The sequence below is a fragment of the Kitasatospora sp. NPDC048286 genome (assembly GCF_043201735.1).
Taxonomy (GTDB): domain Bacteria; phylum Actinomycetota; class Actinomycetes; order Streptomycetales; family Streptomycetaceae; genus Kitasatospora.
This window is the reverse complement of sequence record NZ_JBICZE010000041.1, coordinates 1-4,199: the sequence shown is the minus strand read 5'-3', so window position 1 is coordinate 4,199 and position 4,199 is coordinate 1. Positions and strand designations below refer to the sequence as shown.

4 protein-coding genes and 1 pseudogene are annotated in these 4,199 nt (G+C 72.9%); 2 read left to right on the top strand and 3 right to left on the bottom strand.

The window, feature by feature from the left end; all coding sequences use genetic code 11:
- Window positions 1–137: 137 nt before the first annotated feature.
- From ACGF13_RS40225 to ACGF13_RS40215, 3 genes are all read right to left on the bottom strand, one after another.
- Window positions 138–1,538 carry a TolB family protein gene (locus ACGF13_RS40225; protein WP_392884600.1) on the bottom strand — a complete coding sequence of 467 codons (1,401 nt, stop codon included), beginning with the start codon at window positions 1,536–1,538 and terminating at the stop codon, window positions 138–140.
- 204 nt (window positions 1,539–1,742) lie between these two features.
- Entirely contained in the window at window positions 1,743–2,513 is a 771-nt protein-coding gene (locus tag ACGF13_RS40220) for a lysophospholipid acyltransferase family protein (RefSeq protein WP_392884598.1), read from the bottom strand.
- A 222-nt stretch (window positions 2,514–2,735) separates the two neighbouring features.
- Window positions 2,736–3,161, bottom strand: coding sequence for a DUF4395 domain-containing protein (locus ACGF13_RS40215; RefSeq protein WP_392884597.1), 426 nt, complete (start codon window positions 3,159–3,161; stop codon window positions 2,736–2,738).
- A 306-nt stretch (window positions 3,162–3,467) separates the two neighbouring features.
- On the opposite strand from ACGF13_RS40215, the gene ACGF13_RS40210 reads away from it, so the two are divergent.
- Window positions 3,468–3,794 carry a TlpA family protein disulfide reductase gene (locus tag ACGF13_RS40210; protein WP_392884596.1) on the top strand — a complete coding sequence of 109 codons (327 nt, stop codon included), beginning with the start codon at window positions 3,468–3,470 and terminating at the stop codon, window positions 3,792–3,794.
- A gap of 292 nt (window positions 3,795–4,086) precedes the next feature.
- Window positions 4,087–4,199 (top strand): annotated as a pseudogene (locus tag ACGF13_RS40205) (electron transfer flavoprotein subunit beta); the annotation flags it as partial.

Sequence of the window (4,199 nt, the reverse complement as noted above, 5' to 3'; positions counted from 1 at the left end):
GGAAGCTAAGCCTCACAGCGCCGATGGTACTGCAGGGGGGACCCTGTGGGAGAGTAGGACGCCGCCGAACAATTCTTCTGAAAAGCCCCTGATCCGTTTGGATCAGGGGCTTTTCGCATTTCTCGGAACCGAGAGATCTATTCGTCGGACCCGGACCCGGGCCTGGAGCCGGATTCCGTCCCGGACCGCGGCTTGTCGGCGGACGTCTGCCCCTGGGCCTGGGCAGGCTGCCTGGCATCGGGCCGCGGCGTCCGCGGCGTCCGGTGAGCCCGGGATGCCTGGGATGCCTGGGGGGCCTGGGGGGCCTGCGGTGCCTGCGGCGCCTGAACCTGATCGGCGGGAGCAGCCGGGACGTCCGCCGTTCCCCAGGCGGGTCGGCTCAGCCACCTGTCCGCGCTGTTGGTGAGGCGGGTGACGCCTGTACCGTCGGCCTGCATGCTGTAGAGGTCGGCACCGGCGCCCGAGGGGGCCTGGGTGAAGACGATGGACTTGCCGTCGGGAGCGTAGGAGGCCGGGCCGAAGAAGGCGTTGGAGGTCGCGGGGGTGAGGGCACCGACGGCGCTGCCGTCGGGGTGGACGGTGTAGATGGCGCCGCCGGGGGCGTTGTCGGGGCCGGCCGGGTAGGTGGTGAAGAGGATCCGGGTGCCGTCGGGGGACCAGTCCGCGCGCTCGCCGGCGCGCAGTTCCCAGGGGGTGAGCTGGCGCAGCCCGGTGCCGTCCGCGCTGACGACGTAGATGGCGCGACTGTTGGCGGGCTGCCCGGTGGCGCTGGTGCGGTACTCGAAGGTGAGCTGCTTGCCGTCGGGGGACCAGCTGGGGTTGCTGACCGCGCCGGAGTAGGGCTTGTCGTTGGTGAGGAAGGTGAGCCGCTGGACGTCGGTGCCTTCGGGGCTCATCAGGTAGAGGTCCGAGTACTGGACCTGGTGGCTGCCGGACGTGTCGAGGGCGCCCCAGGAGCGGCTGAAGGCGACCTGCTTGCCGTCCGGGGAGAAGGCGGGGGCGCGTTCGTCCTCGTTGGTGCAGTCTGCGGTGGCGCCGTCGCAGAGCTGGCTGATCTGGTGCTCGGGGCCGCCGGCGGTGGGGACGGTCCAGAGCCGGGCCGTGCCGGTATGCGGGTCGGTGCGGTCGAAGGCGATGGTGGTGCCGTCGGGTGACCAGTCCGGGCGGTCGTCGAGGGCGCGGGCGGGCGGCTGGGTGACCTGGTGCTGGCCGGTGCCGTCGGGGGAGAGGGTGATGATCGCGCTGCTGGTGCGGGAGGAGTCGGTGGACGCGCGACTGACGATCAGCCCGTTGTGCGCGGGGGCCGCGGGGGCCGCGGGGGCTCCGACGGCCGCGCCGACCACCCCGGGGGTCGCGGCGGGTGTCGGCTCGGTGGCGGCGGGGGTCTCCGGTCGGAGCTCCGAGAGCGGGATGTCGCCGGGTTCGGCGCCGCAGCCGGTGAGCAGGGTGCCCAGAAGCAGAAGGCCCGCACCGGCGCTTGCGCGGGTGCGGGCCCTGCCCGTGGGTGACTGCCGTGTGCCGGTGGTGATCCGTGCCATCTCCGCCTCCGAGCCTCTCGACCGCTCCGACGTGTGGCCCCCGCCGCGGATTCAGGACGAAGGCCCCTGAAAGGAGCTGTCACTGTGTCAGACGGGGGGCACCGGCGACCGGGCGACACGCGACGGACCGCGGTCGCTCGGCCACACGGAGTAGAAGGGTGGCAGGAGGGTGAGGCTCAACCCCTGGCGGTCAACCCCTGGCGGTCAACCCCTGGCGGCGCGGCGCTCGGCCTTGGCGAGGGCCTCCGCCTCGTCTTCGGCCTCGGCGACCTCCAGGGTGGGCGCGGTGCCGCCGAGCTGGGCGGGCAGCCACCAGCGGTCGTCCGGGCCGGAGGGCTTGCCGGGGTACTCGCGCTGGGCCTGGTCGAGCATCTCGCTCATGGCGGCGCGCAGCCGCCGGGTGACCATGACGGGCTTGTCGTCGGGCCCGAGGTGGATCGGTTCGCCGATCATGATGGTGACCGGGACGTGCCGCTTGGTGAGGGTCTTCGGGCGGCCCTTGGTCCAGAGCTGCTGGGTGCCCCAGAGCACGACGGGCAGCAGCGGGGCGCCGGAGTCGGCGGCCATCCGGGCGGCGCCGGTCTTGAACTTCTTCAGCATGAAGGAGCGGCTGATGGTCGCCTCGGGGAACACCCCGACCACCTCGCCGGCCTTGAGGGCGCGCACGGCGGCGTCGTACGCGGGCTGGCCGTCGGTGCGGTCCACCGGGATGTGCTTCATGCCGCGCATCAGCGGGCCGGAGATCCGGTGCTTGAAGACGTCGTCCTTGGCCATGAAGCGGGTCTTGCGCTTTCCGCCGCGGTACGCGCCGAGGCCCGCGAAGAGGAAGTCCAGGTAGCTGATGTGGTTGCTGACCAGTACCGCTCCCCCCCTGGCGGGGATGTGTTCGGCGCCCACGATCTTGATCCGCACGTCGAGCGCGCGGAAGGCGGTGAGTGCGGCGCCGATCACCGGCGGGTACACGAACTCTGCCACGGTCAGTCCTGACTTCCACGGGCCGGAGCCCGGTTCGGCGGGTACCCGCTCCGTTGTGCGGGTGGTGCCGACCGGAGCACGGCACTCCGCGGCGGTCACGGGTGATTCACGGAGATGATCCCCCGAACGAGTGCCTGCTGTCACCTGAGGCGTGCGGTCAAGCGGATATTGGCGGTGTGATCTCCGTGATCGATTGCCACGGGAACTTTTCGCCCACCCGCGTCAGGCGCCGGCGGTGAGGCGGCCCTGGGCGCGCCGGACCAGGGGATAGAGCTCGCAGCCGACGCAGTAGCCGAACGCGGCGTTGCCGAGGGCGGCGGTGAGGGCGGCCGCGCCGGCCAGCACGCCGAGCCAGGTGACCTCGGCGCAGTAGCCGAGGGCGCCGACCGTGGCGAACACCATGAGGACGCCCTGGTCGAAGCGGAGCGTCCGGTCGTCCTCGGTCTCGGAGGGCGGTGCGAGCCGGGGGAGCACCAGCACCTGGAACAGTCGGACGTAGGGGGCCAGTCGCAGGCCGCCGAACGCGCCGAGGGCGAAGACGAGGGTCTGGGCAGCCAGGAGGGGGCAGCTGCCGGTGTAGAGGACGACGGTCAGGACGAACGCGCTGAGCGCTGCGGCTAAGCGGGGGCCGCGGAGGTCGGTCTGCAACGGGGGCTCCTGGAGATCGCGACGGGCGGCGGCGAGCGGCGAGCGGCGGCGCGGGGCGTCAGCGTGTTCGCCGGGCGGCGGACCGGGCCCGGGTGGTGACGCGACGGCAGGCCGGCGGCGGCGTTGGGCGACGGTCGGAGTCCATCGGCCGATCGTACGTGGACCGGCCCCGGCGGTCGACCGCGTTTCGGGCGCCGCGGGCGCTGCCGCAGACTGGGGGGATGACCCGGCCGACGGCGTGCGTTGTCGTGCCTCGACGGCGGCCGGGCCCGGCCGCCGCGGGCCGGGAGCGACGGGAGGCCGAGGGTGAGCAGCGAGGACGGGGCGGTACGGCTGTCGGAGGCCGAGCTGGGCGGGCCGCTCGGCGTACGGGCGACGCTGGTGCAGTTCTCGACGGCCTTCTGCCAGCCCTGTCGGGCCACCCGGCGGGTGCTCTCCGAGGTGGCCGGGATGGTCGACGGGGTCGAGCACGTCGAGGTGGACGCCGAGGAGCGGTTGGAGCTGGTCCGGCGGCTGGAGGTCCGGCGGACGCCGACCGTCCTGGTGCTGGACGGGGAGGGCCGGGTGGTGCGGCGGGCGGCGGGGCAGCCGCGCCGGGTGGACGTGATCGCGGCGCTCGGCCGGGTGGTGTGAGCGTCGGGTGGTGTGGAAGTGCGGCGCGAGCCCGGTGTGAGCAATCCGGCCGCACTTGTTCCGCCCCGTCGGGTGGAGCGGGCCCCGGGCTGGGGCAGGATGGGCGCAGGCGGCGGAGTGGCCGCACGGCATAAGCTACTGGCCAGTAGTGACCACTGCGCTACCGGCGAGTATGCTGCCAGCAAGTTCCGGACCGGCACGGGAATCCGCTGCCCGGGGCGGGTGCGTGCCGTGTTCGCGCCCGCTCGCACCGCCGCAGCCGCCGGACGAGACCAGTACAGGAGACAAGGCCGTGAGCTTGAGGATCGTTGTCTGTGTGAAGTACGTGCCGGACGCGACGGGTGACCGTCGTTTCGCGGACGACCACACCACGGACCGGGAGGGTGTGGACGGCCTCCTGTCGGA

Excerpts from the sequence above, each read along its gene's own strand:
- ACGF13_RS40225 (WP_392884600.1), bottom strand. The coding sequence starts at position 1,538 with ATGGCACGGATCACCACCGGCACACGGCAGTCACCCACGGGCAGGGCC.